Genomic DNA, 23,643 nt, shown 5'->3' with positions numbered 1-23,643 from the left:
CTGGCTTTAGTTGGTTGAAGCTGGAACCGATGCTGCGGTGGAACGCGTGGTTCTCCGTTGCGGAGTGCTTGAAGTGCTTTGTGACCCGCCGGACGGTGCCGTTGTATCAAACGAGGCCAAAAACTCTGCGTTATTACTGCTGTTCCGCAATTTCTTTAGGAAGCCTTCCACAAAATCGTGACTTTCCGTCATATTTTTACGAATGGCCCAAATGGTATCCAATTCTTCCTTGCCTAACAACATTTCCTCACGCCGGGTACCGGAGCGACGAATATCAATAGCTGGGAATATGCGGCGTTCCGCAAGCTTGCGGTCCAAATGAAGCTCCATATTGCCTGTACTTTTAAACTCTTCATAGATAATGTCGTCCATCCGCGATCCTGTATCAATGAGCGCTGTGGCCAAAATGGTAAGACTTCCGCCCTCTTCCACATTCCGCGCCGCACCAAAAAAGCGTTTCGGACGGTGGAAAGCCCCTGGATCAATACCCCCACTAAGCGTACGTCCGGATGCTGGAATGACCAAGTTGTAGGCACGTGCAAGACGAGTAATGCTATCCAGCAGGATAACCACGTCTTTTTTATGCTCTACAAGGCGAAGGGCACGCTCTAGAACCAATTCTACTACCTTGATATGGTTCTCAGGCAGTTCATCAAAAGTGGAAGCAATAACTTCACCTTTAACAGAACGCTGCATGTCAGTCACTTCTTCCGGACGCTCATCAATCAGCAAGACAAACAGCTCAATCTCGGGATTGTTAGTAGAAATGCTATTGGCAATTTCTTTGAGGAGAAGTGTTTTACCAGCTTTGGGAGGTGCCACAATGAGTCCACGCTGTCCAAGTCCGACAGGGGCCAATATATCCATTATTCTCGTAGACAAATTATTGGGGGTAGTTTCAAGGACTAATTTAGTTTGCGGATACAGTGGAGTCAGTGCAGGAAAGTGTAGCCGCTCAGCAGCTTGCTCAGGACTTCTTCCATTGACGGCGTTAACTTGAAGCAATCCAAAATATCGTTCATTCTCTTTCGGAGTCCGGCATTTACCGGATACTAGATCGCCTGTTCTCAAGTCAAACTTGCGGATTTGTGAAGCAGAGATGTAAATATCTTCGGTACTCGGGAGGTAATTGATCGGCCTCAGAAAGCCGTAACCTTCAGGAAGTATTTCCAGAACCCCCTGCATAAACATCAATCCGCTCTTCTCGGCTTGTGCACGCAGGATAGCAAAAATTAATTCTTTTTTCTTGAGCGTTCCGTAGTACGGGATCTGGTATTGCTTGGCCAGCTTGTACAGATCGGTCAGCTTCATTTCTTCCAGATCGGAAATTTGCAGATCCATATAATAACCACCTATTCAATTATTAAGTCCATTCAAAACTAAATGATAGACAATGATATCATAAACGCCATCAACATAATTTTAACCAAAACAAATAAAGTTATGCAGCCATCTGCTTGGATTATACCGAATTATTCCGGTTTTCCGATAAAAGATTGTTAGGTATGAACCTATATCTTGTATCATGCAGCGGCTGCATAGAGCCTATCCATTTTATTGTTCATCCGTTCCGGGAGTCCCAAAATGTACGAAGTTTGTTATTCTGTCTGCCGCCATACGTCCGCGCCCAAAAGACGCAGATTGGAGACGAGATGGTCATAACCACGGTCGATGTATTCGACACCTGACACCTCGGTTACACCTTCACTTACTGTAAGTCCAGCAATGACAAGCGCTGCACCAGCACGCAGATCGGCCGCTTTGACTTTAGCCGCATTCAGCTTGCCACCCTCAATAATAGCCGAACGACCTTCCACGCGGATTTTAGCCCCCATTCGTACAAGTTCAGGGACATGTTTAAAACGATTGCTATAAACAAAATCGCTCAGTACACTAACCCCTTGCGCCTGAGTAAGCAAACTGGTCATAGGAGATTGCAAGTCCGTGGCGAATCCGGGGTAAACTAAGGCTTTAACATCAACGTGCTCATATGAAGATGAACCCAGAACACGAATACTTTCGTCATATTCCTCTATACCAATACCCATTTCCTGCATTTTTGCAGTCAGGGCCTCCATATGCTTGGGAATTACGTTGTCAATCAAAACATTACCACGAGTAGCCGCAGCAGCAATCATATATGTGCCCGCTTGTATGCGGTCAGGTATGATGGAGTGACGGCAGCCATGCAGCTCGGACACACCTTCAATCCGGATCGTTTCCGTTCCGGCCCCCTTAATAATGGCTCCCATGGAGTTTAACAAGGTTGCTACATCTATAATCTCAGGCTCTTTAGCCGCATTTTCGATAATTGTGGCGCCTTTGGCACGTGCGGCCGCCAGCATAATGTTAATCGTAGCTCCTACACTGCTGACATCCAAATAAATCTTGGTACCGCGCAGCTCTTTGGCATGCAAATGAATAGCACCGTGCTCGTTCGTAACCGTAGCACCCAGTGCTTCAAAACCTTTGATATGCTGATCAATGGGCCGAGGTTCAAAATTACACCCTCCTGGCAAGCCGATGATCGCTTCCTTGAAGCGGCCTAGCATGGCTCCCATCATATAATAGGATGCTCGCAATTTCTTAACAGGTCCATTCGGCATGGGAATGGATTTAATGGAGGATGGATCTATTCTCATCTGGCTGCCTTCCCAGGCAACGGTTGCACCAAGTTCCTCCAGTATTTCGGAATACACCGCCACATCACTCAACAGCGGCAAATTGTCCAAAATGACTTCCGACTCTGCCAGAATGGCGGCGGGAATCAAGGCGATGGCACTGTTTTTGGCACCGCTGATGGAAACTGTACCTTGAAGCGGCCGTCCACCGGTGATCATCAATTTTTCCATAAGCTAGAGGGTCCCCCTACTTGTTTTGCAGTCGGTCAAATAATAAACTTTCAACTTTTTGGTGGTTAAAATGGAAAGACACCGGCTAAGCGGTGTGCTTTCCAAGTCAAACTATTCAACTGAACAGATTCAAATCTTCTGTGCAGAACTACTATTACAATCAAGAGATACATTGAACCATGCAGACGCACGGTACATCAACTTATTCTTACGCTTGGTTGTTGGAACCGAACTCACGGATTTTACCGATAACGGTTTGTTTAATCGCTTCACGACCTGGAGCGATAAATGTACGTGGGTCATAAGCATCCGGTTTCTCAGCAAGCACTTCACGAACCACTTTCGCGAACACGATTTGGTTCTCTGTGTTTACATTGATTTTGGAAGTTCCCAGCGAGATTGCTTTTTTGATATCATGCGTTGGGATACCCGTACCACCATGCAGAACGAGTGGAAGTTTGATTGCAGCGCAGATCTCTTCCATTTCTTTGAATCCGAGGTTTGGCTCGCCTTTGTAAGGTCCGTGAACGGAACCCAGTGCAGGAGCCAATGTGTCGATACCTGTTTCGTTAACGATACGCAGACAGTCGTCAAGCTTCGCGTACATTACGTCACCTACAACATCATCCTCTTGACCGCCAACCATTCCAACTTCAGCTTCAACAGAAACGCCTTTGGAATGTGCATATTCAACAACTTTTTTCGTTGTTGCAATGTTCGTGTCGATCGGGCTGTGGGAATCATCGATCATAACAGATGTAAAACCAGCATCCATAGCTTCTTTACATTTTTCAAAGCTGGAACCGTGATCCAAATGGATCGCAACCGGAACCGTAATTTTCATATCATGAATAAGACCTTCTACCATTTTAACAACAGTGTAGAAACCGCCCATGTGGCGTGCTGCACCTTCAGATACGCCCAGGATTACCGGGGATTTCTCTTCTTCAGCAGCGCCCAGAATAGCTTGAGTCCACTCCAGGTTGTTAATGTTGTACTGACCTACCGCGTATTTTCCTTCAAGTGCTTTGTTCAACATGTCTGTCATAGATACCAATGGCATGGTTACAGTCCTCCTAAGGTGTTTGGGTTTGTCTATATTTTAGCCGACATCACATACGGGCTTATTATACCACAACCCATGTTAAATACTAAACAAGCTTTTGCACATCAAAACATACGAAAATCACGCTCATGACGCCGTTTTTTCATAGAATTGTATAAGGAGAGGATTTACTTTCAGTATTTCCCATAAACACAAACAAAAAACCCTGTTGTGTTAACAGAGTTTTCAACCAAAGTGACTCGTTTCGTCACTCCTGAGTTGCTTGTTTACGGCGATTCGCATTTCATCAATATCAAAGGGCTTGGTAAAGTGCATGAGTGCTCCCAGCTCCGTCGCCTCTTTAATCATGTCCAGTTCTCCATAAGCTGTCATCATAATAACCTTGATATCGGGATTCATGGTCTTTAGATGCTTCAAGATTTCAAGTCCGTCCATACCCGGAATTTTCATATCGAGCAGAACCAGATCAGGCGGTTCCTTTTCAACAATTTCAAGTGCAATTTTTCCGTTTGCTGCCTGAAAGGTCTCGTAACCCTCACTTCCGAACACTTCCATCAGCAAAATTCGTATTCCATTCTGGTCATCGACGATTAACACTTTTTTCTTTTCCAATGTTTTAACCTCCTAAGATCTTAAAACGAGGATCATGCAGCTATTGCCATAACAGCGTCCGATGACGTACAATATCCGTCCCATACCCTAAAGTATATTCGCTCATGCAAAAAGAAAATCCTTCTCATATACATAATTGTGGAATATTCTTTCATAATCAGGAAGCGTGGAATAAAAAAAGACCTCCCTGAGGAGGTCTTACAGGCCGCAGCATTAGCCTTGAAGCTGTAATGCCGCCTTAACAAATTCACGGAACAACGGCTGTGGACGGTTCGGACGGGAAGTGAATTCCGGATGGAATTGTACCGCCAGGAACCAAGGATGCTCAGGCAGCTCCACAATTTCCACCAAACGTCCGTCCGGTGAAGTACCGGAAATGCGAAGACCTGCCTTTTCAATAACTTCACGATATTCGTTATTGAATTCATACCGATGACGGTGTCTTTCATATACCAGCTCATCGTTGTAGCAAGCCGAAGCCAGCGAGCCTTCCGTCAGCTTGCATGGATACAATCCGAGACGCATGGTGCCACCCATATCTTCGATGTCTTTTTGATCAGGCAGCAAGTCGATGACTGGATAATCCGTAGCTGGATTGATCTCCGAGCTGTTGGCTCCATCCAGACCAGCCAGGGAACGGGCAATCTCAATGACAGATACCTGCATACCAAGGCAAATACCAAAGAACGGGATTTTCTGTTCGCGAGCATAACGGATGGTGCTGATTTTACCTTCAATTCCGCGATCGCCGAAACCGCCTGGTACGAGAATACCACCAATGCCGCCCAGCATGTCTGCCACGTTCTCGTCCGTTACTTCTTCTGCGTTCACCCAACGGATTTTCACATCCGCATTGGCGTCAAATCCGGCGTGCGAAAGGGATTCGACCACACTTAAATAAGCATCATGCAGTGCAACGTATTTACCAACAATGGCGATTTCAACCGTTTTATCCAGCTTTCTGATCCGTTCAACAAGCCCTTCCCACTCCGTCATATCCGGTGCAGGTGTTGTCAGCTTGAGGTGATTGACTACGATCTCGTCCAAGCCTTCTTCACGCAGGTTCAATGGAACCTCGTACAAAGTCGACGCATCGCGGCATTCTACTACTGCGTTAGCATCAATATCGCAGAACAGCGCGATTTTGGCCTTCATATCGGAGGAAAGTTCATGCTCTGTACGGCAAACAATGACATTCGGTTGAATGCCGATGCTGCGTAGTTCTTTTACACTGTGCTGAGTTGGTTTGGTTTTAACCTCACCAGCAGCCTTAATATAAGGAATGAGGGTTACGTGAATGTACATTACATTCTCGCGCCCAACCTCACTTTTGAGCTGACGGATCGCTTCCAAAAATGGCAAGCTCTCGATATCGCCCACGGTACCGCCGATTTCTGTGATAATTACGTCCGAGCCCGCTTCACGGCCTGCACGATATACGCGCTCCTTGATTTCGTTCGTAATATGAGGAATAACCTGCACCGTACCGCCCAAATACTCCCCGCGACGCTCTTTACTGATTACGCTGGAGTATACCTTGCCTGTCGTGACATTGCTGTTCTTGGACAGATTAATATCAATAAAGCGCTCATAGTGTCCCAAGTCGAGATCCGTTTCCGCACCGTCATCCGTTACAAACACTTCACCGTGCTGGTAAGGGCTCATGGTCCCCGGATCAACATTGAGGTAAGGGTCAAATTTTTGAATCGTTACCTTCAGTCCCCTGTTCTTCAGAAGCCTTCCCAGTGAAGCTGCCGTAATCCCTTTGCCCAAGGAAGACACAACCCCGCCTGTCACAAAAATATACTTTGTCACTGTTTAAAACCCTCCTAAATAAAGTCCAAAATTCAGGCGACATTATGATGTTATCGTAACCCGATTACACGGATTATCATCCATGAAGAAGGCAGCGGAATCATTTTCCATGCCCGCCGCCCTTAGCCCTCTTTCATGAGTGGAAACACCCTATAAAAAACAAAAAAGCACTCCCGTAGTACGGGGCACTTTTATACAAAAAGCAAACATATAAGTCAATCAATCATAAGCCCAAGCAATAGTTTACCCCGTGTCCAATCCTCTGTCAAGGAAGTTATCTGTGTTAATTTGCCCATTGAACAAGATTGGAGGGAATCCACTAAAAAGCTTCAAACAGAAGGAGTTTCAAGAAAATGGTCATGAAAAAGGGGAGAACACATCTCCCCTTGCAGCCTGATCTTAACGAAGCGAATCATCGTCTTCTTCCGTCGACTCGTCGTCATTTTCATCTTCAGTGCCTTCCTCATCACTGAGGTCTTCATCGTCTATAACTACTTCTTCATCACTATCATCATCTTCGCCGTCGAACAGCTCTTCTTCGCCATCCTCGTCTTCACTGTCTGCATCGAAGTCGTCATCGGCGCTGTAAGTTTCTTCTTCCTCATGATAGTCCTCTTCGTCGTCATCGTCTTCGTCATTAATGATACGAGGACGTTTGGCGCCTGTCAGAGTATCTTCGGATTTATCCACTGGATACCAACGTTTCAAGCCCCACAGATTCGTACCGACACAGGCGAAACGCCCGTCAATGTTGATTTCAGTATATAGCTGAGCGATAACGTCATTAATGTCTTCGTCGGACATGCCGCGCAATTTGGCGACTTCATTCATCAGGTCACGGTAATAATATGGAGTGTTGGCCGCTTTCAATACCATAAATGCCAAATCCACCATTGGAGTCTCGTGGATTTTCTCCGGGTCAATCTTCAAGTTGAGTGGGGTACTCACCTAGGGACACTTCCTCTCACACGTAATTCACAAGAACATGTTTCAGAGCATACACGATACATGCAATACTAACATATCCATTATCAAAACTAAGTAAAACCTATTTGGAAGCAAATTGCAAGTTAAACATGGGTATCCGTACAATTTGCAGTAGTATGCCTGGAACAAGGCGGAGTACGTTAAAAAGACGGGGTCCCCCCCGTCTTTCGACTGTACCCGCTCCGGAGGAAGTCCCCAAAGTTGTTGCACAAGAGCTTATGCCCTCCATGTATCGTATGTGTCCACGATCACTTTGACACGACAAGCAGGCCTATTTCAATAAAAAAGGGGCAGGTTTCCCATGCCGCTGCTGACGCTTGCTCATACAATACCTCAGCATGGCTCATCGGAGGGGGACTGTCTCAAATGGACTATCCGGGTTTTTTGCAGCGTTTGCACGAGGGCATTTTGGAGCCGTCCGGCGGTGGACAGCACAAACATATCATTACGTTCGATAAGCCTCACCAATACCGGGAATGCTTGTCCTATATCAGGAAGCTGAAGCCCGAGCTTTCGGGATTACGGCAAGTACAACCGGCGCGTCTGATTCGCGCTCTAATCGCCCCGCTTCCAGGGAGAGACAGGCTGGGCAAATATCACAACGGGGTTACCGTTGAAGAAGATACGCGCATGAGGGTACATGGAGGAGCGGCCCACATGCCGAGGACGGAGAAAAACCTGCCCATGCCGTGGGGGGTCAAACAGGTACGCGCCTACAAGGCTTGGCCCTCTTCTACAGGAAACCGAATCAGGATTGGTGTGATCGACACAGGAGCGGATTTTCAACATCCTGATCTGCGGCATTCTCTTGCCAGAGGCATCAATCTGCTTAATCGGACCATGCTGCCCTATGACGATAACGGTCACGGCACTCATATTGCCGGTACCATCGCGGCATCCAACTATGACGAAGGTATGGTTGGTGTAGCACCACAGGCGCTGATTCATCCTGTAAAAGCGTTTGACCATAACGGGGCCGCCTACGTCTCGGATATTATTCTTGGCATTGACTGGTGTGTTTTGAATCGTGTCGATATCATCAATATGAGCTTCGGCATGAAATCACGCAGTAAAGCACTGCTTGATATGGTAAACAAGGCGTACCAAAACGGTATCGTGATCGTAGCTTCCTCAGGAAACGAGGGTAAGCGTCGGAGTATTGACTACCCCGCCCGTTATTCCCAGACCATTTCGGTCGGAGCTACTGATAAATATAGACGCATCGCGCCTTTCAGTAACCGGGGACAATTTGTAGACGTGTACGCGCCGGGTGAAAAGATCATTTCCTCATGGATACACGGCAAGCATCATGAAATGAGCGGCACGTCTATGGCTACTTCCCATGTGACTGGAAGTATTGCCCTGCTCCTTTCACTGAGACCGGAAATGGAGCCTGGAGAAATCAAAGCACTGCTCAAGCGTACCGCTACACCGCTGCGCCTTCGTAAAAGCACCGGGCGCAACTCTATATCCACGAAACTTGGAGAAGTCGATGCCTTCCGACTGATGCAGGAGGGAACGAAATAATGGATGAAGTAAAATGAATTACCTCTAAACGTTTAACGTTGCGCCGGGCCCCAAAGAGTGAATGGCTTTTACAGAGCTTACTTGTTCGGTCCAGCCTTCTCTTATCAGCTCGTCACGCACAAGATCGGTCTGCGGCTTGGGCGCATGAACGAGCACAACCTGTTTACTAGGCAACTCCTTCAACATTTGCCTCACATCCGATACCCCCTGATGCACCTTGTAAATCAAATACCTAACGATACAACAGTCATTCTGGTCTGTTTTCGGACGTGTTTTATGGTTCGTACAATTCAGCAGATGTTTACCAAAAGAACCGCTTGAAGCATGTCCCGTCAAAATAACACCGTTAAGATTACTTTTTCCACTAGCTTCGCCACCCCCCGCACTCGGCGGATGATCTGATAAATACTGATAATACCACCGCGCCCGTGGCGAATCCATCATGCCATCCCCGGTTACGATCACAGCCGCAGCATTCTGTTCCAGCAGCCGTACTCGCTCCTCAGCATCACGAGGTACAAAGATCCTGTCACTGTGCAGCACTTGTTCTATCCGCACAGGTGCTTTTGGGAGCAGCCATTCTTTCAAACGGCTCAAACGCTGTAATCCCTGCCATATATCCGGCTCTACAATCATGGCTTGTTCAGGGAACTGCTCGCTGGCCCACACGATCAAATCCTGTCCCCGGCCAAAAGCGGGTACTGGAAGCAGCACATGACCACCAGAAGACAATATCTGTTCCATACCGGCCCGCAGCCGCTCCAGCTTCACAGGCTGCGGGTCTATATCCATGCCATAGGCATTATCCATAATGGAAATATCGGCTAGATTAGGTTCCGGTACGTCGGCAGCGAGCAGCTCGGATTCGCGGCTGTAGTCTCCCGAAAAGAATAACCGCTTCCCTTCCATTTCTACCACGTACCACACTGCGCCAGCCAAATGCCCACTGCGTCCCCACATGATCCGTACATCTGAAGAAGCCTCCTGCCACACCCCTAACGGCGCTTCATCCTCCAGATAACGGTAAGCAATAGATTCGATATCTCGTTCGTCGTATGGCAATTTGCCGCCTCTTGATTCTACATAAGTATGCCAGGAGCGAAAATAGGAACCTAACTGTTCCGCAGTGGCCTTTGTCGTCCAGACCTCTCCCCGGTATCCATTTTTGTACAGTAAGGGAAGCGCCATTGAATGATCTTCATGTGCATGAGACAGCAATACAGCAGTCAGCCTCTCCGCCTCCTGCGGCGGAAAAACCGGATACTGCCCGGTTCCTTCCTTTTTCACACCACAATCCAGCATGATGCGATGCTGCTTTCCTTCCAAAACATAGCAGGAGCGGCCATGTTCGCCCGCTCCGCCCCAAATTCGAAGCTTGGTCATCATCATTTCCACTTTCTTTGCGAGTTTAAGCTTTCCATTAAGATCAGCAGCAGCGTGGTCAAACCGACCGATATGACCGCCATTGCCATACCAAGCGACACCTGCCCCTGTTCGAACTGGGCAAATATGTAGGTTGCAGACGTCTGGACGGATGGCGGCAAAATCAGCAACGAGCCGACCAGTTCGCGCGAAGCAATGGTAAAGGTCATCATCCAGCCTGCCAGCATCCCCGGTAAAATCAGCGGCAGCACAATCCGTCGGAATACATAAGACGGGGCGCCGCCAAACACCTGTCCTGCCTGAAAAAGAGCAGTATCTACCTGCGTAAAAGCGCTTTTGACATACTGGACTGTATAGGGAACAAACAAGATAACATACGTCAGAATGACCATACCGTACGTGTTATACAACGGAATCGGCATCCACGGCGAGTTCCACCATAAAATAAGGCCGACTACCATAACAATCCCCGGAACCGTGTTCGGAAGCAAGCTGAATGCATCCACTGTCCGCTGGAGCTTCGTACGTGAGCCGCCAATAACGAGCGCAAACCATGTGCCCAGCAGGGCGGCAATCGTCGATGCACCCAAAGAGAGAAATACGCTGTTCAGCAGCGCCTCCATGCTCTCTGAGCCCCAAGACAGTAGTTCCTTGTAATAATCGAGCGTAAAGTTATCCCAAGCCAAGCCGATCCCTCGCAGCTTCATGGTGGAAGCGGCGATAATTGAAAAATAAGGGATACCAATGGACACCATTAGCAACAATAGAATGAATGCGATACTCAGTCCCGTAGTCCAGCCGGATACACGAAGACGGGAAGGACGAGAGCCTTTACCACCTATCAGCCTGTATGTGTACTTACGGTTGATTACCGATTGTACATACCACACGAGTAGACAGGCGGTTAAAAGCACCGAGGCCATTGACGTGGCCTTGCCAAAATCAATCGGCCAACTGGAAATGTATTTGTGAATTTCCGATGTCATGACCTCATACCCGATACGTCGTCCAAAGGTGGCGGGGGTTCCAAACTCGGCAATCGTTTTGACGAAAATAAGCAGTGCGCCCATTCCGTAAGCCGATAGCAGCAGTGGTAAAATGATCCGGCGGAACCTGTACAGAAATCCTCCGCCCATAACGGCTCCGGCCTCTTCCAGACTGCCGCCAATCCTGACCAGCGCACCGCGAAGCAGCAGGTACAGGAACGGAAAAAGATGCAGACTCATGATCATCACCATGCAGCCAAAGCTGAAAAAGAACGGGGTCAAAAAATGCAGGCTCGGAAACAACTGCTCCAGATACCCATTCTTTTGCATAAACAAAATCCAGCCCATGGACCCGATATAGGGCGGGGTCATAAACGGAATCAATAGCACCACGTCCAGCCAGCGCCAGCTAGCGAGACGCGTGTTGGACATGACCCACGCGAGCGGAAGTGCAAGCACCGTCGTTCCGGCAATAACACAAATGCCCAGCCAGATCGAGCCGAACAGTACACCCGCAAATCGGGATGCAGCCAACGTCTGGAAAGGCGCAGACCATTGTAATCGTCCATCTACATACACACTTTGGATGAAAATTTGTAGTAACGGCAGCACGATCAGTAAAGCAAGCGCGATCAGAGCGAGCGTCAGACACCACGCTCTGATCTGTTTGACGGATAAGACCCCCATCCGCTACTTGAACATTTGCGTGAACTTCTCCGTCACGTCAGGCCCGTGCTCGCCCATCCATTCCCAATTGGTTTTCAGCAACGGAATCTCATCCAGATTAGCGCGCTTATCTGCTTTGACATCCGTGCGGCCCGGAAGCAAGGAAGCGTCCGCTACCAGCTTCTGCGCCTCATCCGACAGCAGATAGTCAATGAATGCCTTGGCGTTCTGCTCATGCTGTGTCGATTTGAGAATCGCCGCAGGGCGCGGGCTGATGACCGTTCCTTCCTTCGGATAAACAATGTCGATCGGCTCTCCTTTGGCTTTGGCCTTGTAGGTCATGTAATCAACCGCAGCAGCGACCATGCTTTTGGCTCCGGTAATGACCGGGTCCAGCGCTTCCTGATTGGCTCCAGCCATCGCTACGCCGTTAGCCTTGTACTGCTCGAACAACGTCCAGCCCCCATCCCCTTGGGCACTCAGGTAGCCTGTCATAAAATCCAGCGCCGAGCCAGACAGGGACGGATCAGGAATATTAATTTGGTCCTTGTACTCCGGCTTCGTGAGATCGGCCCATGAAGTCGGCGGTGTCTTCACCAGCTTCGTGTTGTACGCGATACCTAATGCGGAAGCACTGGTGCTGAAGTAGTTGCCTTCCTTGTCGGACCAAGCTGGATTCAGCTTGTCCGCGTTTTGGGCATCCGGGTAGGGCAGCGTGAGGCCGTCTTTTTTCAAGCCTTGTACAGACGGAAGAGATGCCAGCACCACCACGTCTGCTACCGGATTCGCCTTCTCGGCTTCCATGCGGGCCAAAATTTTACCTGTCGTTCCCTGGAACAGCTCGACCTTCACTCCGCTTTGCGCCTCATACCCCGCTACCAGCTTTTTTGCCAGCCCGTCCGGGCCTGCGCTGTAGACAACCAGCTTCTGATCGGTCGATGCCGCTCCGGCTTGTCCTGCTGATCCGGTGGCTTGCGCTCCATCCTTGGATGGTGTAGCCGTTCCACAGCCTGCGACAGCCAGTCCAAAGGTCAATGTTAATGCGAGCATCGCGCCCTTTTTCCAACCTGTACGAAAAACGTGCTTGTTCATCATCTTGTGTTATACCCCTTTTCCCTATGAATCGAGTTGGTGGATGTGTTGCGGTGATACCCAAATTTGCTTTTGTTCCCCGATAGGCAAGCGGGTGGAATGATATGCAGTCCATAGCTCGCCGCTCGCCGCCAGTATGCGGATTTCATAACGGTCCCCAACATAGCTGATATGACGAATCTCCACTGTAAAAGAGCGCTGATCCACTTGATTCTGTTCCCAGCGGACATGCTCGGGACGGAATAGTGTTCGTTCCGGCTCCAGCCAGTTCGATTTGCCAATGAACCTAGCCACCTCTGGATGAGATGGGCGACCGTAGATCATCTCCGGTGTTCCGGTCTGCAAAATATGTCCACTTCTCATGACGACCACTTCATCGGACATTGACATGGCCTCGATCTGATCATGGGTGACGTACAGGGCAGTCAGCCCCAGATCGCGCACCAGCGACAGCATTTCGATGCGCATCTCTTCGCGAAGCACCGCGTCCAGCGCACTGAGCGGCTCGTCAAACAAGACAAGCCTCGGCCGAATGGCGACCGCGCGGGCAAAAGCGACCCGCTGCTGCTGGCCACCAGACAGCTGATGAGGATACCGATCCTCCATCCCCGACAGTCTGACTTTGTCCAGCGCCTCCAATACTGCTGTTCGCAGCTCCTTGCCACGCCCGCTACCGGAACCGGGTCCTTTTCCCTGCTTGCCCGCACGCAGGCCGAAGGCCACATTTTCAAACACCGTCATATGCGGCCACAGCGCGAAATCCTGAAACACCATGCCGAAATGACGAAGATGCGCGGGAATATCCTTTTTGCGTTCAGCCGAAAAAAGAACTTCCTCTCCCATCGTGATCGTGCCGGTATCCGGCGTCTCCAGCCCTGCGATCATACGCAAAAGCGTTGTTTTTCCACAACCGGATGGACCGAGCAGTGTTGTGAATTGTCCCCGCCGTACAACCAGATTCGTCTCGTGCAATGCGGTCATATGGCCGAAGGTTTTACTCAACCCGTGAATATATAGATCCTGATTCATCGCATTACCTGCCTGTTCTTATGACTGACCCCAGTGTAAAGCTTGAATTCGCAGCCTATGTTATTGGAAAGTTAAAACAAAATTAATTATTTCAATGAATTGTGTTAACACTCATAGATTTAATCTATATAGAGGGGATTGGTACCGCCGCACATGGAGCGGGCATGAATTTCCGATCAACCTGAAAGCGGGGCATTCCAAGTGAATTTAAGTCTTCTGAAGCTGCATATTGTAGAGTTGCTGAACAAGCATCATAAAATTACCACAGTAGCCGAGCTTCTCGGTCTGAAACAACCGACCATTACCTTTCATATGAGAAATCTGGAGCGGGATTTGGGGGTGAAGCTGTTCGACACGCGTATGGGCAAAATCATCCTGACGGATGCCGGGCACGCGCTGCTACACTATGCCGGCAAGATTAATGCGCTCGCCGCCGAGGCGGAGCGGGTTGTATGCGAGTTCGACACACTCCAGCGAGGGAGCATTCGAATCGGCGCAAGCTATGTACCAGCTACCTATGTGCTTCCTGCGGTGCTGCACCGTTTTGCCCGGGAACATCCGGGGATTCATATTGCTATGTCCGTGAAAACTGCTCCGGTGATCAAGGACATGCTTGCCCGTCACGAAATCGACCTTGGCGTTATTTCTACAGAGCCGTTTCAAGTGCCCACGCTGGTATCGGAATCCTTGGGCGAGGATGAACTGGTACTGATCTGCGCACCGGATCACCCGCTCGCAAGCGAAACCGATTTAACATCTGAGCGAATCGCTTCTTCCTCTTTCGTGCTGCACGGCAAGGATTCCAGCACACGCCAAATGACCGACAAATGGCTGGAGCATGGCGGACGCCGCCTCCCCTCCTATTTGGAGCTGGATTCGCTGGAGGCTATCAAACAGGCGGTCATGCTGGGAGAACACGTCTCTTTCGTCTCCCGCGTAGCTGTGCAGTCCGAGATCGAACGCAGGATGCTGGTCATACGGCCCATTCCGGGCCAACGTGTGGAGCGGTACATTTATATGGTTAGCAATAAGGACCGCCACCGCTCGGCGCTAATACGCCAGTTTGCTGAATATTTATCTGGGAACCAAGAATAAATCTTACCTGTCATATAGAAATTATGTTATTTTTTAACCAAAGTACCAGCTTGTCTTGACATACGACTGACATTACACCCGTAAAGTGTAGCGTGTACCCCATTCGGACGAAGGAGAGGATTGGATGAAAACGGTTCTTCGGATCACAAAGGCTGTGTCGGTATTCACCCTAAGTGCAGTGCTGCTTGTAACGGGATTAAAGGGTGCCGAGCCTGCACAGGCTGCCCCCAATGCCACACCAAGCTATGAGGTAAAGCTGCTGCTGGATACAGCTCAGGTCCTCAATGCGGACGGCTCTTTGAAAAGCAGTGTAGCCAACGAGTTTCAAATTAGCGAAGCTGCGCAACGATTGAGCGTCGAATATTTTGACACGGATCAGCTGCAATTGAACAACGAGGGCTGGAATGTCAGATTTCGCAAAAAAGAAGATAAAAAGAATTATGAATTAACCTACAAGAAGCGGTACACAGTCACGAACGGAGATATCAACGCAGCTCTCACCCAAGCTAGTAAAGAAGGCTTCAGCGCATCCGACGATAACTACGATGCCGAGGTGGATTGGGGTTATAGCAAGCAGACGCTGAGCTTTTCCAATGACAAAAAAACGAGCGCTTCCAAAGGATTAACTCTTCCCTCCCCGGATCAGGCGTTAAAGCAACTATTGGACAATCTTCCGGGCAAGCTGCAAAACTGGAAAACCAGCAATTGGGGCAAACAAGCCCTGGCAGACTCCAGAGTACGCGGTCCTGTACAGGTCAGCAAATATGGAGGAACCTTCCAAGGATTGGATACCGACGTTGAAGTCTGGCCTATCCGCAGTGCGAACGAATCAGGTACAGATACCATCATTGAAATCTCCTTCAAAACCTCGGACTACAGCGTTGCCTCCAGCAATCGCACCAAGCTGATTAATCTGCTGCAATCCAAAGGATGGCTGGTTCCCGCCGATTCCCTGAAAACGAATTTAGTGCTGGAACGCTACTAAGCTACTCAAACAAAAAAGGAACCGCACGTGCCACCCTGCTGGGGATGGTACGGACGGTTCCCTTTATCATTAAAGTGGATTGCTTACATGCGTTCTGGTGCAGACACGCCTACCAGCTTGAGGACGTTGGCAATCGTAGTACGCACCGCGCCAAACAGTGCCAAGCGGGCCTGCGTTTGAGCGGCATCCTCAGTGATCACACGCTCTGCTTTATAGTAGCTGTGGAACAGCGATGCCAGCTCGTAGACGTAACGAATCATACGGTGCGGCGCAAAGCTCGCAGCCGCTACCGATATTTCCTCCGGCAGCTCGCCGATTTTGCGCAACAGGTCGTATTCATGCTCAGCCGTCAGTTTGGACAGATCAACCTCTGCCAACGGCAGTACGGCAATGCCCTGCTCCTCAGCTTGACGGTATACGCTGCACGCCCGCGCGTGGGCATACTGCACGTAGAATACCGGATTTTCATTGGAAGTGGAAATCGCCAAATCCATGTCAAAATCCAAATGTGAATCCATGCTGCGCATCGTGAAGAAGTAACGGATCGCGTCCACACCCACTTCTTCCATCAGGTCTTCCATCGTCACGGCCTTGCCGGTACGTTTGGACATTTTTACCTTTTCCCCGTTTTGGAACAGGCTGACCATTTGGGCAATCAGCACTTTGAGCTTATCCGGGTCATTGCCCAGTGCTTCCATAGCTGCTTTCATCCGAGGAATGTAGCCGTGGTGATCCGCTCCCCAAATGTTGATGATTGTATCATACCCACGGGCATATTTGTCACGATGGTAAGCGATATCCGGGGTCAGGTACGTGTATGTACCGTCATTTTTGATCAAGACACGGTCTTTATCGTCGCCGTACTTGGTTGTGTTCAGCCATGTGGCTCCGTCCTTCTCGTAAATCTCCTCACGGTCACGCAGCTCATTCAGTGCTTTAAGCACTTCACCGTTCTCATACAGCGATGTTTCGCTAAACCAGGAGTCAAAAGGTACACGGAACAGCTCCAGATCGCGCTTGATCTTGTTCAGTTCCTTTTCCAGACCGTAGTCACGGAAATAAGCTGCGCGGTCGCCTGGTGTCAAAGACAGCAGGGAATCGCCCTTCTCGGCCACCAACTCCTTGGCAAAGCCAATGATGTCCTCACCATGATACCCATCCTCTGGCATCTCGGCAGGCTGTCCCAGCTCCTGCAAGTAACGCGCCTCAATCGAGCGGCTCATGTTGTAAATCTGGTTGCCCGCATCATTAATGTAGTATTCACGAGTTACCTTGTATCCGGCAAAATCAAGCACGTTGCAGAGGGCATCCCCTACTGCCGCACCGCGCGCATGGCCCAAGTGCAGGCTACCTGTCGGGTTCGCACTGACGAACTCGATTTGTACCTTTTTGCCTGCACCTTCCTGTATACGTCCGTAATCCGCTCCCTGCTCCTGCACTTGTTTAATGACAGCATAAAGGTAGCTTTTGTTCAGACGGAAGTTAATAAAGCCCGGTCCGGCAATTTCCGCGCTTTCAATCGAAGCGGCAGCCAAGTCCATATTTGCGATCAAATCTTCTGCAATTTGACGCGGGTTTTTCTTCGCAATGCGGGTGAGCTGCATCGCAGCATTCGTAGCCAAATCACCGTGCGACTTGTCCTTCGGCACCTCCAGCGTAATCGTCGGCAGCTCTTCGCGGCTCACGATTCCGGCAGCCAGTACCGCTGCCTCGATAGCTGAGGTCACCTTTTGATTTATAAGTTCCAGTGGATTGCTTGTCATGATTGTTGCTCCTCCTGTATATGCAAACTGATGGCAAAATGCCCCGAGAAATCCTCAAATACGTACAGATCATAAGTCCAGCTCACATGTCCGGTAAATCCGTCCATTCGAATATCGAGCTTCTGCGTATGCGCAGACATGTTCAAGCTTACATAAGGCGATCGGTAAAATCCCGGCAATCTTCGTCCCAGCGCAAATGACTGCTCCGATTGCACCTCGCCATGACGAATCAGCTTCAACTCATCCGGTCCAATTTTGATTGTGTTCCGTGTCGTTCCGCCCTCAGGTCCCTCTTGGGGTTCATCGTACCTTACATATAGATGCTTCCCACGCATGATGGCTTCTCCGGGAAGCTCCTGTACCACATCTTCTCCGTCATGATGACTATGAAGACGGATTTGGACCTTTGCATTATGTGGCATGTGTTCAGACTCCATTCTATCGCTATCCTACTGTACTACTATATCCAGTTCCCGTTTGCAATTCAAATGAGATTTTACAAAAAGATGCTTTCATCCACAAAAAAAACAGCTACTGTGGAGTGACTCCATGAGGTGCTTGGCTAAAGCTTTCGATAAATCGGGAAGCCAGAGAAGACATGTATTTATCCTTGAGCCAAACAGCCGCCACACGAGTATGCAATTCTTCACACATAATTTCCTTCACCATTAACTGGTTATTGCTGCCCAAAGACAGCGCGGATCGCGAAATCATACCGATACCCAGTCCTTCATTAGCCCAGTGAAGCGTAGTGCGGGCATCATCGTTTTTGCAAAAGAAATTTGGCTCAAAGCCATGCTTCATGCAGGCATCGTGGATCAATTGCTCAAAGCGACGGTATACGATGAGCGGTCTGTTTTTCAAGTCGGACAGTGGAATCGTCTTCTGGTCAGGGTTCCAGTCATGCTCTTCTGTCATCACCGCGACCATCGGCTCGGAGGCTGCATATCTGCACCCCAGATCGGTGGTGTTGAACGGCGTTCTGACGATACCGACCTCTACAATCCCCTTGTTCAACAGATCGAGGATCATGAACGTATTTCCCTCATGAATTTCAAATTTTACGCCCGCATAGGTTTTGTGAAATTCGGAAAGCCTGTCTTTCATCAGGGCTGCGCCAGAAGAAGAGACGGTTCCTATCGTGAGCGTTCCATTAATACCCATAGCAAAATCGTTTATTTCCCTCGTCGTGGCATCCGTCAGCTCCAATATCTGCTTGGCCCTGTTCTGCAAAATGATTCCGGCCTCTGTCAGATGAATGCTTCGCGGGCCTCGATGCATGAGCTTTACACCAAGCTCCTCCTCCAGCTGCATAAGCTGCTGACTGAGGGGAGGCTGTGCGATTTTCAGCTTTTTAGCTGCCGCTGTGATTTGTCCCGCCTCTGCAATCGCCAAAAAATACTTGAGATGTCTCAATTCCATCATGAACCTCCGGTACTGATATATGTAAAACCTATACCTCTAATATATATTAAATATTATTCATATGGTTGGGGATATGCCATAATCATATTCAGTTATCAGATTGGGTCAACGGGCTTTATACATTATTCAGGTTAGGTGATGGTTTATTTGCTGAAATTTGCTGTTTTTTTGAAGCCTTATAAGAAGGAAAGTATTCTTGGACCTCTGTTTAAACTGATTGAGGCGATTTTGGAATTATTGCTGCCTACCATGGTAGCCCTAATGATCAATCATGGCGTCGGCAAAGGAGATACCCATTATGTTTGGCAGATGGGTCTGTTGATGTTGCTTATGACCGTGCTGGGCTTTGGCAGCTCAATGGTGTGCCAGTTCTACGCAGCCCGGGCCTCTCAAGGATTCGGAACCACGCTGCGCAATACGATGTTTAAGCACATTTCATCGTTCTCTTATGTCGATCTGGATAAGTTTGGTACACCCTCACTCATCAATCGGATCACGAACGATGTGAATCAGCTCCAGACGGCTGTGGCGATGCTGATTCGTCTGGTCATTCGCGCTCCTTTTATTTGTATTGGCGCTATTATCATGTCGATGATTCTGGACTTCCGCCTCGCCTTGATACTGTTGGGGGCTACGCCAATTCTGGCTTTGATTCTGTATCTGGTGATCACCAAGGCTTCGCCGCTGTACCGCCAGTATCAGAAAAAGCTGGACAACATCGCTCTTGTGCTAAGCGAAAATCTTACAGGAGTAAGGGTCATACGTGCCTTTGCCAAAAGAGGAACCGAACGAGTCAAGTTCAATACAGCATCGGATGACCTGACCCAAACCGCCATCCGTGTCGGACGTATTTCCGCTTTGCTCAGCCCGGCCACCTTGTTAGTGGTTAACGGAGCCATTATTGCGATTTTGTGGGTCGGCGGCATTCATATTCAATATGGATCTCTTACACAAGGGGAGATAATTGCTTTTATTAATTATATCACGCAAATCTTGCTTGCTCTGATCGTTGTTACCAACTTAATTATTCTGTTCACCAAGGCTTCAACCTCGGCTGCACGGATTCAGGAGGTTCTGGATACACAAGCTTCGATCTCCGATGTTGCTACATCTGAAGGTCAGCCAGGTAAAGATCATAATTTCTCACAACAAACCGCACCAGTTATCGCTTTTGATCACGTCTCCTTCGGATACAACCAAACCGGACAATTGGCGCTGAGCGATATTACCGTAGACATCTTCCCCGGTGAAACGGTCGGTATCATCGGAGGGACGGGTTCGGGGAAATCTACATTTGTGAATCTCATTCCCCGGTTCTATGATGCGGTGGAGGGGCGTGTTCAGGTCGATGGCATCGACGTTCGCCAATATAAGCTTGAGCCATTGCGGCAGAAAATCGGGATTGTTCCACAGAAGGCGCTGCTGTTTACCGGCACCATAGCGGATAATATTCGTTGGGGTCATGAACACGCCACCGATGAGGAAGTCGCCCGAGCCGCAGCCATTGCGCAAGCGGATGAATTCATTTCCAATCTGCCCGAAAAATACAATGCTCCGATTGCCAGGGGGGGCCTTAATCTGTCGGGAGGTCAAAAGCAACGTCTAACCATTGCCAGAGCTATTGTAGGGAATCCGCAAATCCTCATTTTGGACGATTCCTCAAGTGCACTCGATTTTGCAACCGATGCCGCCTTGCGTACATCGTTACGGGAAAATAGCAGCAGCATGACCGTCCTGCTTGTCTCGCAACGTGTCAGCAGCGTACAGCATGCCGATAAAATTATTGTGTTTGATGAAGGGCGGATTGTCGGTGTCGGCACACACGAACAGTTGATGAGCAGCTCCGATGTATATCAGGAAATTAATCGTTCCCAGCTCTCAACGCAGGAGGTAGACCAATGAGCGCCAAGGAAACCTGGAGAAGATTGTTAGCCTATGTAGGTCAATATAAAAAAACAACGTTTTGGGTCATCATTAGCGCCATTCTCAGCGTGCTTGCCAGTCTGATCGGTCCCTATATGATCGGTCAGGCCATCGACCATATGGTGGATAAGGGAGTGGTGGATTTTAGGGGGATCGCGCATATTCTTGCCGGATTGGGCATCGTGTACGCCGTTGGCAGCTTGTTTAGCTGGCTGCTCACCTATTTGACAAACCGTATTGCTTATCAGACGGTCAATGATATGCGGCGAGAGTTATTTGAACATTTTAATGTCCTGCCGTTAAGCTTTCATGACAATCACCCGCAAGGTGACAGCATCAGCCGTTTTGTGAACGATATGGATGCCGTGTCGGATGGGCTACTTCAAGGCTTTTCTACTTTGATTACCGGGATTATAACGATTATAGGCTCGATTGTGCTTATGCTGTATATCAGTCCGATGATGATGCTGGTCGTGCTGGTGTCAGCCCCGGTTACGTATGGCGTGGCACGGTTTATTACCACACGATCCCAACGTATGTTCCGCGAACAGGCCCAAATTTTAGGGAGCCTGAATGGTTATGTGGAGGAAATGATCGGCGGACAGCGGGTGGTTACAGCCTTTCATTATGAAAACCGTTCTTTGGAGGAATTTGCCGCCAAAAATGACCAATTGTATCAAGCCGGGGTAAAATCACAGTTTTATGGATCATTGTCCAATCCCTCCACCCGTCTGGTGAACAACATGACCTTCTCGGTCACGGCGATGATCGGCTGTATATCCATCATTTTGGGTGTAATTTCGGTAGGCGGATTGTCAAGCTTTCTGATCTATACGAACCTGTTCGCCAAACCCTTTAATGAAATCACAGGGGTACTGACTCAGTTCCAAGCGGCTACAGCTTCTGCCCAGCGCATATTCGCTATTTTGGACTCACCGTCTGAGCAGCCGGAAAAATCAAACGCCGTACATTTGGAGCGCAGCAGAGGCACAATTCTTTTTGATCATGTGAAATTCTCCTATAACCCGGAACGTACGCTCATTACGGACTTTAGTCTGGAGGTTAAGCCGGGTACCCGTGTTGCGATTGTCGGGCAGACCGGAGCTGGTAAAACCACGCTCGTTAACCTGCTCATGCGCTTTTATGATGTAGATAGCGGCTCGATATCCATCGACGGGGTGAATATCAATGACATGAGCCGGGACAGCCTGCGAACTAATTTTGGTATGGTACTTCAGGATACATGGCTGTTCAGCAGTACGATTCGAGACAATATCGCTTACGGAAAGCCGGAAGCGACGGAAGAAGAAGTGATCGCGGCTGCGACGGCTGCCAATGCACATAGCTTCATCAAGCGGCTGCCTCATGGCTACGATACGGTCATCAGCGGTTCAGGCGACAGCCTGTCGCAAGGTCAAAAGCAGCTACTCACCATCGCGCGGGTCATCCTCGTCGATCCACCTATGCTGATTCTGGATGAAGCGACCAGCAGTATAGACACCCTGACAGAAGCGCGTATTCAGAAGGCGTTTATGAAAATGATTGCCGGACGCACCAGCTTTGTGATCGCCCACAGACTATCGACCATCCGCGAAGCGGATCTGATTTTATACATGAAAAACGGCGATGTGGTCGAAAGCGGAACCCATGAGGGTCTGCTTGCCAGCGAGGGGCATTATGCCTCGCTCTATAACAGCCAGTTCACTACGGCCTAGCATAGGGGGCTGAGGGGATAAGCCGATTGCAAAAGAGCAATCGGCTTTTTTTTGTGATGTAATAAGCAGTAACGTGTCATCTTTTTTCTTATAGATGATTCTCTCTTGCGTTTCCTCGTCTGTTGGCTTACCATCACGGGTACTTCCCAGAAAATTAAAGAGTGCCAATTGAAGCTTTTCGGAAATCATTCAATAACCAACCTGATCACCAAGGCTCGAAAGCTTCGGTGCGTTCCTTAATTGATTTTCCATGATAAATATTTACCACAGCTAAAGTCTAGTGGCGGGTCATCAAGCGATCATTTTCCGATCAAGAAACGCTCATAATTTATTGAGACTAACTAATGGATATATATATAATAGTTTTGTCAACAGGGTTAACAGTTACCCTCATTGATTTACAAACGCTAGCAAAGTATCTTATCGCTAGATTATCCTTAAATGTTTCATCCAAAAACCATTGGTGCGGTAATAAAATTAATTCTCCTGAATCTCGTATAAAAGTATTGTTTAAAAATGTCCACAACTTAATGATTGATTTTTCAGATGACCTCTGGATCAACTCAATATTAACTTTGTATTCTTTCACTTCCGAGTAATTAATCGTCACAGATTTATTTCTATACAAAGTATATGCAATTGGATTAATTTCACCCGTGCCGATTAGCTTTTCAAGAATTTTTCTCGAAAGTGGCTTTAATCTATATAGTTTGAACTAAAGA

At 48.8% G+C, this 23,643-nt stretch carries 18 protein-coding genes; 5 read left to right on the top strand and 13 right to left on the bottom strand.

The window, feature by feature from the left end:
• Nucleotides 1–6: 6 nt before the first annotated feature.
• The 6 genes from rho to rpoE all read right to left on the bottom strand — a co-directional run bounded on the left by rho (nt 7) and on the right by rpoE (nt 7,293).
• A complete protein-coding gene (rho, locus tag ACIFO6_RS22350; RefSeq protein ID WP_430044026.1) occupies nt 7–1,341 on the bottom strand; it encodes a transcription termination factor Rho in 1,335 nt (444 codons plus the stop codon).
• A gap of 257 nt (nt 1,342–1,598) precedes the next feature.
• Complete coding sequence (locus ACIFO6_RS22345; RefSeq protein WP_044646877.1) at nt 1,599–2,852, bottom strand: UDP-N-acetylglucosamine 1-carboxyvinyltransferase; 1,254 nt, start codon at nt 2,850–2,852, stop codon at nt 1,599–1,601.
• 208 nt (nt 2,853–3,060) lie between these two features.
• Nucleotides 3,061–3,915: a class II fructose-1,6-bisphosphate aldolase gene (fba, locus tag ACIFO6_RS22340; RefSeq protein WP_430044024.1), complete on the bottom strand. Its 855-nt coding sequence runs from the start codon at nt 3,913–3,915 to the stop codon at nt 3,061–3,063.
• 228 nt (nt 3,916–4,143) lie between these two features.
• Nucleotides 4,144–4,530: a response regulator gene (locus ACIFO6_RS22335; RefSeq protein WP_430044022.1), complete on the bottom strand. Its 387-nt coding sequence runs from the start codon at nt 4,528–4,530 to the stop codon at nt 4,144–4,146.
• Nucleotides 4,531–4,743: 213 nt separating this feature from the next.
• A complete protein-coding gene (locus ACIFO6_RS22330) occupies nt 4,744–6,345 on the bottom strand; it encodes a CTP synthase (RefSeq protein WP_014279132.1) in 1,602 nt (533 codons plus the stop codon).
• Nucleotides 6,346–6,744: 399 nt separating this feature from the next.
• Nucleotides 6,745–7,293 (bottom strand): DNA-directed RNA polymerase subunit delta, encoded by a 549-nt coding sequence (gene rpoE, locus ACIFO6_RS22325; RefSeq protein WP_430044020.1) that lies wholly within the window; start codon nt 7,291–7,293, stop codon nt 6,745–6,747.
• A 405-nt stretch (nt 7,294–7,698) separates the two neighbouring features.
• Here rpoE and ACIFO6_RS22320 point away from each other — a divergent pair, with 405 nt between their 5' ends.
• Nucleotides 7,699–8,859: a S8 family peptidase gene (locus ACIFO6_RS22320; protein ID WP_430044018.1), complete on the top strand. Its 1,161-nt coding sequence runs from the start codon at nt 7,699–7,701 to the stop codon at nt 8,857–8,859.
• A 24-nt stretch (nt 8,860–8,883) separates the two neighbouring features.
• On the opposite strand, the gene ACIFO6_RS22315 is transcribed toward ACIFO6_RS22320, so the two are convergent.
• The 4 genes from ACIFO6_RS22315 to ACIFO6_RS22300 are packed head-to-tail and all read right to left on the bottom strand — an operon-like array spanning nt 8,884 to nt 14,015.
• A complete protein-coding gene (locus ACIFO6_RS22315) occupies nt 8,884–10,248 on the bottom strand; it encodes an MBL fold metallo-hydrolase (RefSeq protein WP_430044016.1) in 1,365 nt (454 codons plus the stop codon).
• Nucleotides 10,245–11,915 carry an ABC transporter permease gene (locus tag ACIFO6_RS22310; protein WP_430044014.1) on the bottom strand — a complete coding sequence of 557 codons (1,671 nt, stop codon included), beginning with the start codon at nt 11,913–11,915 and terminating at the stop codon, nt 10,245–10,247. Before ACIFO6_RS22310 ends, ACIFO6_RS22315 begins: the two co-directional genes overlap by 4 nt.
• A 3-nt stretch (nt 11,916–11,918) precedes the next feature.
• Complete coding sequence (locus ACIFO6_RS22305; protein WP_430044012.1) at nt 11,919–12,989, bottom strand: ABC transporter substrate-binding protein; 1,071 nt, start codon at nt 12,987–12,989, stop codon at nt 11,919–11,921.
• A 21-nt stretch (nt 12,990–13,010) separates the two neighbouring features.
• Nucleotides 13,011–14,015 (bottom strand): ABC transporter ATP-binding protein, encoded by a 1,005-nt coding sequence (locus ACIFO6_RS22300; protein WP_430044010.1) that lies wholly within the window; start codon nt 14,013–14,015, stop codon nt 13,011–13,013.
• Nucleotides 14,016–14,216: 201 nt separating this feature from the next.
• Here ACIFO6_RS22300 and ACIFO6_RS22295 point away from each other — a divergent pair, with 201 nt between their 5' ends.
• On the top strand, nt 14,217–15,110 hold the full coding sequence (locus tag ACIFO6_RS22295) for a LysR family transcriptional regulator (RefSeq protein ID WP_430044008.1): 894 nt from the start codon (nt 14,217–14,219) through the stop codon (nt 15,108–15,110).
• 124 nt (nt 15,111–15,234) lie between these two features.
• On the top strand, nt 15,235–16,095 hold the full coding sequence (locus tag ACIFO6_RS22290) for a hypothetical protein (RefSeq protein WP_430044005.1): 861 nt from the start codon (nt 15,235–15,237) through the stop codon (nt 16,093–16,095).
• Nucleotides 16,096–16,178: 83 nt separating this feature from the next.
• Here the strand turns inward: ACIFO6_RS22290 and argS are convergent, their stop codons facing one another.
• The 3 genes from argS to ACIFO6_RS22275 all read right to left on the bottom strand — a co-directional run bounded on the left by argS (nt 16,179) and on the right by ACIFO6_RS22275 (nt 19,280).
• A complete protein-coding gene (gene argS / locus ACIFO6_RS22285) occupies nt 16,179–17,858 on the bottom strand; it encodes an arginine--tRNA ligase (RefSeq protein ID WP_430044003.1) in 1,680 nt (559 codons plus the stop codon).
• The gene (locus tag ACIFO6_RS22280) at nt 17,855–18,295 is read right to left on the bottom strand and encodes a DUF1934 domain-containing protein (RefSeq protein ID WP_430044001.1); all 441 of its coding nucleotides are present in this window, start codon (nt 18,293–18,295) and stop codon (nt 17,855–17,857) included. The genes argS and ACIFO6_RS22280 overlap by 4 nt, the downstream gene beginning before the upstream one ends.
• 94 nt (nt 18,296–18,389) lie before the next feature.
• Nucleotides 18,390–19,280 (bottom strand): LysR family transcriptional regulator, encoded by an 891-nt coding sequence (locus tag ACIFO6_RS22275; RefSeq protein WP_430043999.1) that lies wholly within the window; start codon nt 19,278–19,280, stop codon nt 18,390–18,392.
• A 150-nt stretch (nt 19,281–19,430) separates the two neighbouring features.
• On the opposite strand from ACIFO6_RS22275, the gene ACIFO6_RS22270 reads away from it, so the two are divergent.
• Both ACIFO6_RS22270 and ACIFO6_RS22265 read left to right on the top strand, forming a co-directional pair.
• Nucleotides 19,431–21,185 carry an ABC transporter ATP-binding protein gene (locus ACIFO6_RS22270; RefSeq protein WP_430043997.1) on the top strand — a complete coding sequence of 585 codons (1,755 nt, stop codon included), beginning with the start codon at nt 19,431–19,433 and terminating at the stop codon, nt 21,183–21,185.
• Nucleotides 21,182–22,921, top strand: a complete 1,740-nt coding sequence (locus ACIFO6_RS22265; protein WP_430043995.1) for an ABC transporter ATP-binding protein — start codon at nt 21,182–21,184, stop codon at nt 22,919–22,921. Before ACIFO6_RS22270 ends, ACIFO6_RS22265 begins: the two co-directional genes overlap by 4 nt.
• The last annotated feature ends 722 nt before the right edge of the window (nt 22,922–23,643 follow it).

This window comes from Paenibacillus sp. NRS-1781, assembly GCF_050467745.1.
Lineage (GTDB): Bacteria > Bacillota > Bacilli > Paenibacillales > Paenibacillaceae > Paenibacillus > Paenibacillus terrae_A.
The sequence above is the reverse complement of the archived record's forward strand: the minus strand, read 5'-3'. Positions and strand labels throughout refer to the sequence as shown.

Bases quoted from the DNA above. Each gene is read 5' to 3' on its own strand.
- ACIFO6_RS22305 (WP_430044012.1), bottom strand. From the start codon at position 12,989: ATGATGAACAAGCACGTTTTTCGTACAGGTTGGAAAAAGGGCGCGATG.
- ACIFO6_RS22320 (WP_430044018.1), top strand. From the start codon at position 7,699: ATGGACTATCCGGGTTTTTTGCAGCGTTTGCACGAGGGCATTTTGGAG.
- ACIFO6_RS22265 (WP_430043995.1), top strand. From the start codon at position 21,182: ATGAGCGCCAAGGAAACCTGGAGAAGATTGTTAGCCTATGTAGGTCAA.
- rho (WP_430044026.1), bottom strand. From the start codon at position 1,341: ATGGATCTGCAAATTTCCGATCTGGAAGAAATGAAGCTGACCGATCTG.
- ACIFO6_RS22275 (WP_430043999.1), bottom strand. From the start codon at position 19,280: ATGGAATTGAGACATCTCAAGTATTTTTTGGCGATTGCAGAGGCGGGA.
- fba (WP_430044024.1), bottom strand. From the start codon at position 3,915: ATGCCATTGGTATCTATGACAGACATGTTGAACAAAGCACTTGAAGGA.
- ACIFO6_RS22345 (WP_044646877.1), bottom strand. From the start codon at position 2,852: ATGGAAAAATTGATGATCACCGGTGGACGGCCGCTTCAAGGTACAGTT.
- ACIFO6_RS22315 (WP_430044016.1), bottom strand. From the start codon at position 10,248: ATGATGATGACCAAGCTTCGAATTTGGGGCGGAGCGGGCGAACATGGC.
- ACIFO6_RS22300 (WP_430044010.1), bottom strand. From the start codon at position 14,015: ATGAATCAGGATCTATATATTCACGGGTTGAGTAAAACCTTCGGCCAT.
- argS (WP_430044003.1), bottom strand. From the start codon at position 17,858: ATGACAAGCAATCCACTGGAACTTATAAATCAAAAGGTGACCTCAGCT.
- ACIFO6_RS22280 (WP_430044001.1), bottom strand. From the start codon at position 18,295: ATGGAGTCTGAACACATGCCACATAATGCAAAGGTCCAAATCCGTCTT.
- ACIFO6_RS22290 (WP_430044005.1), top strand. From the start codon at position 15,235: ATGAAAACGGTTCTTCGGATCACAAAGGCTGTGTCGGTATTCACCCTA.
- ACIFO6_RS22310 (WP_430044014.1), bottom strand. From the start codon at position 11,915: ATGGGGGTCTTATCCGTCAAACAGATCAGAGCGTGGTGTCTGACGCTC.